This window comes from Nonomuraea turkmeniaca, assembly GCF_005889735.1.
GTDB lineage: Bacteria > Actinomycetota > Actinomycetes > Streptosporangiales > Streptosporangiaceae > Nonomuraea > Nonomuraea turkmeniaca.
Window position 1 is genome coordinate 1 of record NZ_VCKY01000403.1, and the last position, 5,144, is coordinate 5,144.

Sequence of the window (5,144 nt, forward strand, 5' to 3'; positions counted from 1 at the left end):
GTGCAACGGGGGCGGACCAGGGGGTGGTCCCTGGACCGAGGGTGGCGGACCGGGCGGAGGTCCGTGAACAATATTTCCCAACTTCAACTCCGTCCCCACCAGTGGCCGCGGACAACAAGAACATATCGGGTCTCTTCTGGTAAGAACGTCTCGATGAGCATCGTCGTCGTGCGTCGCCCCGAACGCCGCCCAGGGCCCAAGCCACCGCGCGGCGAAATCCTGCTGGAGTCCCCTCCCGAGATCCCCGAGGTCCAGAGCCAGGGCTTCTCGGCGGTCCTCACCTACCTCCCGATGCTGGCGGGAGCGGCGGCGATGGCCCTCATGTTCACCTCCTTCGGCCACTCCAACCCGATCATGTATGTGGCCAGCGGCCTGTTCGCGCTGTCCATGGTGGGCATGACGCTCGGCCAACTGGGCCGCCAGTCGGGCGAGCGAAAGTACAGGCTCAACGGCGCCCGCCGGGACTACTTCCGCTACCTGAGCCAGGTGCGCAAGCGGACCAGGCGCGCGGCCAGGCAACAGCGGGAGGCCCTGGAGTGGAGCGGCCCCGAGCCCGACGCCCTGTGGTGGATCGCCATGGGGCCGCGGCTGTGGGAACGGCGCCCGCGCGACGAGGACTTCGCCACCGTACGGCTCGGCACCGGCGTCCAGAAGCTCGCCGTCCAGCTCATCCCGCCGGACTCCAAGCCCGTCGAGGACCTGGACGCGCTGTCGGCGGGCGCCCTGCGCAGGTTCGTCAGGGCGCATTCCACGGTCGCCGAGCTGCCCGTCGCCGTGGCGCTCGGCTCGTTCGCCCGGATCAGGGTGGCGGGCGACCCCGTCGCCGTACGTGACCTGATCCGGTCCATGATCGCCCAGCTGACCGTGTTCCACTCGCCGGACGACATGCGGATCATGGTGTGCGCCGGCGCGGAGTGGATGCCGCACTGGGAGTGGGTCAAGTGGCTGCCGCACGCGCTGCATCCCGAGGAGACGGATGCCGCGGGACAGGTGCGGTTGATGTCGGACAACATGGGCGAGCTGGACCGCATGGTCGGGGACGAGCTCAGGGAACGTGCCCGCTTCCGGCCGGGCGCCGCGGCCGACTCGCTGCCGTACCACGTGCTGATCGTGGACGGCGGGCACGTGCCGCACGACTCCCAGCTCGGCAGCGACGCCATCCAGGGCGTGACCGTGATCGACCTGTCCGGCGCGACGCCCGACGTGGAGGAGAACAACACGTTGCGGTTGGACGTACGGCCGGACGGGTTCTACATGGTGAAGCTCGACCACGCGGGCAAGGAGCACAGGACGCGCTTCGGCGACCCGGACCGGCTGGACTACATGCGCGCGGAGGGCCTGGCCAGGCAGCTCGCGCCGCTACGGGCCTCGGCGGGCTCCGGCGGCGAGGTCGAGGACGTGCTGTCGGTCAACACCACGCTCACCGACCTGCTGGGCGTCGGCGACCCGTCCCATCTGGACCCGAGGATCGCCTGGCGGCCGCGGGCGGGTCGCAACCGGCTGCGGGTGCCGATCGGGCTCGGGGCCGACGGGCGGGTCGTGGAGCTGGACATCAAGGAGTCCGCACAGGGCGGCATGGGGCCGCACGGGCTGGTGATCGGAGCCACCGGCTCCGGAAAGAGCGAGCTGCTGCGCACGCTGGTGCTGGGCCTGGCGGTCACGCACTCCTCGGAGATACTCAACTTCGTCCTGGTCGACTTCAAGGGCGGCGCGACCTTCCTGGGACTGGACTCGCTCGCCCACGTCTCGGCGGTCATCACCAACCTGGTGGACGAGCTCCCCCTGGTGGACCGCATGCACGACGCGCTGCACGGCGAGATGGTGCGACGGCAGGAGCTGCTGCGCTCGGCGGGCAACTTCGCCTCGCTGCGCGACTACGAACGGGCCAGGGAGCAGGGGGCGGAGCTGGCGCCGCTGCCCACGTTGTTCGTGGTGCTGGACGAGTTCAGCGAGCTGCTGTCGGCCAAGCCGGAATTCGTCGACCTGTTCGTGATGATCGGCCGCCTCGGCCGCTCGCTCGGCGTGCATCTGCTGCTGGCCTCGCAGCGCCTGGAGGAGGGCCGGCTGCGGGGGCTGGACACTCACCTGTCGTACCGGATCGGCCTGCGAACCTTCTCCGCGATGGAGAGCCGGGTCGTGCTGGGCGTGGCCGACGCCTATGAGCTGCCGTCCGCGCCGGGCAACGGCTACCTCAAGTTCGACACGAGCGGCATGACCAGGTTCAAGGCCGCGTACGTGTCGGGCCCCTACCAGCCCGCCTCCCGCGGCGCCGACGCTGCCGACGGCCACACCGTGCTACGTCAGGTGGTGGAGTACGGCCCGGCGTACATGCCGCTCCCGGCCGTGAAGCAGGAGCCCAAGGAGACGCCGGCCGCAGAGGTGGAAGAGCGCGCCTCCGCCCAGAACAGCCTGCTCGACGTCGTCGTACAGCGTCTGGCCGGGCACGGCCCCTCGGCCCACCGCATCTGGCTGCCGCCGCTCGGCGAGCCGCCCACACTCTCGCACTTGCTGCCGCCGCTCTCGGTGACGCCGGAGCTCGGCCTGTCCACGCCCGGCTGGCAGGGCAGGGGCAAGCTGCACGCCGTGATCGGGATCATCGACAGGCCGTTCGAGCAGCGGCGGGACCCGTACTGGCTGGATCTGTCCGGAGCGGCCGGGCACATCGGCGTGGCCGGTGGGCCGCAGAGCGGCAAGACCAACGTGCTGCGCACGCTGATCACCGGCATGGCGCTCACCCACACGCCACGCGCGGTGCAGTTCTACTGCCTGGACTTCGGCGGCGGCGGCCTGGCGGCGCTCGACGGGCTGCCGCACGTCGGCGGCGTGGCCACCAGGCTCGACGCCGAGCGGGTACGCAGGACCGTCGCCGAGGTGTCGTCGCTGCTGCGGCAGCGGGAGCAGAGCTTCGCCGAGCGCGGCATCGAGTCGATCGCCGCCTACCGGAGGATGATCGCCGACGGCTCCGCGCAGAGCGACGGATGGGGCGACGTGTTCCTGGTCATCGACGGGTGGCTGACGATCAGGCAGGAGTTCGAGAGCCTCGAGGCCGTGATCACGGACTTGGCGGCGCGCGGGCTCGGGTACGGCATCCACGTAGTGGCCGCGACCAACAAGTGGTCGGAGTTCCGGTCGGGCATCAGGGACCTGTTCGGCACCAGGATCGAGTTCAAGCTGGGCGACGCGTACGAGTCCGAGATCAGCAGGAAGGCGTCGATGGCGGTGCCCGAAGGGGTGCCGGGGCGCGGCCTGACCAGGGACGGCATGCACTTCCTCGCCGCCCTGCCGCGGATCGACGGTCAGCAGAGCGCCGAGGACGCCTCGGAGGGCGTGCGCGCGCTGGTGGAGAGCGTACGGCAGTCGTGGCAGGGGCCGGCGGCGCCGCCGGTCCGCCTGCTGCCGTCGGTGCTGCCCGCGGCCTCCCTCCCGGGGCCGGACCGTACGGGGGCGAACCGGATCGCGATCGGCATCGACGAGGACTCGCTCTCGCCGGTCGTGCTCGACTTCGACAACGACCCGCACTTCATCGTGTTCGGCGACAACGAGTGCGGCAAGTCCAACGTGCTCAAGCTCATCATGGAGGGCGTGGTCGCGCGGAAGACCCCGCACGAGGCCATGATGATCGTGATCGACTACCGGCGTTCGCTGCTGGACACGGCTGTGACCGAGCACCGCATCGGGTACGCCGCCTCCAGCACCGCCGCCACCGAGCTCATCAAGGACGCCCGCTCGGCCCTGCTCAAGCGCCTGCCGCCGGCCGACCTCACGCCGGAGCAGCTGCGCAGCCGGAGCTGGTGGCAGGGTTCGGACCTGTACATCGTGGTCGACGACTACGACCTCGTGGCCACGTCGAACAATCCGCTGGCGCCGCTGGCCGAGCTGCTGCCGCAGGCCCGCGATATCGGTCTGCATCTGGTCCTGGCCAGGCAGAGCGGCGGCGCCAGCCGCGCCATGTACGACCAGGCCGTGCAGCGCATGAAGGAGATGGCCAGTCCGGCGTTGATCATGTCGGGCAACCGGGAGGAAGGCCAGCTCTTCGGCAACATCCGCCCGCAGCCCCTGCCGGTCGGCCGCGGCTTCCACGTCGACCGGCGGTTCGGCTCACGCCTGATCCAGACCGCCCATCTGGGGGAGGCGTAGCTCCTCCACTATGGTCGGCCGTCCGTTCTTCGCAGATTGTCGGGGAGTTTCATGGGGTACGTGGACGTGCACGTTCAAGCGCTCGAGGAATGCGGGAGACAAGCGCTCAAGGTGAAGAACATGCTCGACTTCGACGACGCGTTCGTCGACTCCGACAGCAAGGCGCCGCAGGGCGAGACCGGCTCCGGCATCTTCGGGACCATCGACGGCGCTGAGGAGCTGGCCGTCAAGATCGACGAGGTCTGGAACGCGGTCAGGGACGACCTCGGCGAGGGACGCAACCGCATGGAGAACATCGAGCGCGCGCTCGGCGAGGTCGCCTTGAACTTCCGCGACGCGGAAACGGGCTCGGGCGCATGAGCATCGTCTCGACACTGGCAGGGCTTAAGGAGAAGGTCGACGGCGACCCCGAGGCGATCAGGGGGATCGCCTCAAGCCTGCGCACGATGGGCGACCACGTCTCCTCCTCGGCGAACCACCTCACCAAGAGCGTCAGCGAGGTGGGCAAGGCGTGGGAGGGCGGCTCGGCCGAAGCGTTCACCTCCTACATGGCCGCCTACCCCCAGGCCGGCCAGAACCTGGACGGGGCACTCTCCTCCTGCGCCTCCGCCCTCGACACCGCCGCCACCGAGCTGGAGACCGCCTACAGCACGGTCAGCGGGCTGCACACGTCCGCGAGCAACCTGGCGAGCGACTACCAGCGCAACCACGACGACGCCACACAGGACGACATCGACCGCTACGTGACGGAGGCGCTGGGCGACCCGGTCGGCGACGCCAACGACGCCGTCACCACGGCCGAGACCGCCCTGGCCACCGCCAAGAGCGCGCTCGACGGGCAGCTGGGCGAGGGCGGGTTCACCTTCTTCAAGGACATTCGCCAGCCTGGAGGCGCCGATTTCCAGCCCGGGGACAACCCGGTCGACTGGCAGCGGATCGCGGGCTACACCCCCACCACCACGCTCGCCTCGGCGGACGGCGGCGGCCACGCGGACTACGGGGCGGGG

General features: G+C 70.2%; 3 protein-coding genes. All 3 read left to right on the top strand.

What is annotated here, in order from left to right:
• Window positions 1-153: 153 nt before the first annotated feature.
• Window positions 154-4,137: a type VII secretion protein EccCa gene (eccCa, locus tag ETD86_RS52330; protein WP_138674065.1), complete on the top strand. Its 3,984-nt coding sequence runs from the start codon at window positions 154-156 to the stop codon at window positions 4,135-4,137.
• 51 nt (window positions 4,138-4,188) lie between these two features.
• Window positions 4,189-4,497 (top strand): hypothetical protein, encoded by a 309-nt coding sequence (locus tag ETD86_RS56430; RefSeq protein ID WP_170223775.1) that lies wholly within the window; start codon window positions 4,189-4,191, stop codon window positions 4,495-4,497.
• A partial coding sequence (locus ETD86_RS52340) for a WXG100 family type VII secretion target (protein WP_138674066.1) occupies window positions 4,494-5,144 on the top strand: 651 nt, incomplete at its 3' end. The genes ETD86_RS56430 and ETD86_RS52340, both read left to right, overlap by 4 nt.